Annotated in this window: 1 protein-coding gene; it reads left to right on the forward strand. The window is 46.3% G+C overall.

Features of this window, described 5'->3' with window-relative positions:
- Window positions 1-129: 129 nt before the first annotated feature.
- A partial coding sequence (locus B5P40_RS33175) for a hypothetical protein (protein ID WP_220089783.1) occupies window positions 130-341 on the forward strand: 212 nt, incomplete at its 3' end.

A 341-nucleotide genomic window follows, 5' to 3' on the forward strand; every position in this document is an offset into this window, starting at 1 on the left:
GATAAACACAATTATTATGTTGGATTCGAGAGACAAATATCAGAATGCAAACGGTCACCGGAGTCAACTGCAAACCAAGTTATTCTCGACCCTGATCCGTTACCTCCCTCAGAGAGATTACCTAACACATTGGACACTACACTTGAGCAAACTGACGACGACCTCATTTCTGAGAACGCTTCTATCTCTCAGTCAGATGCTACATTCAGTTCACAGGATCTACTGTCATCTTCCCACGCATCGCTCACCGAATCAGACCCTGAAGAGGGTGCCAATTCTTTACGAGAAGAACCTATTAGCCAAGTCGTGGATTCAATTGAACCGGCGGTGCGGCGGTCATC

Source organism: Bacillus sp. SRB_8 (assembly GCF_003264205.1).
GTDB classification, from domain to species: Bacteria; Bacillota; Bacilli; order Bacillales; family Bacillaceae_G; genus Bacillus_A; species Bacillus_A mycoides.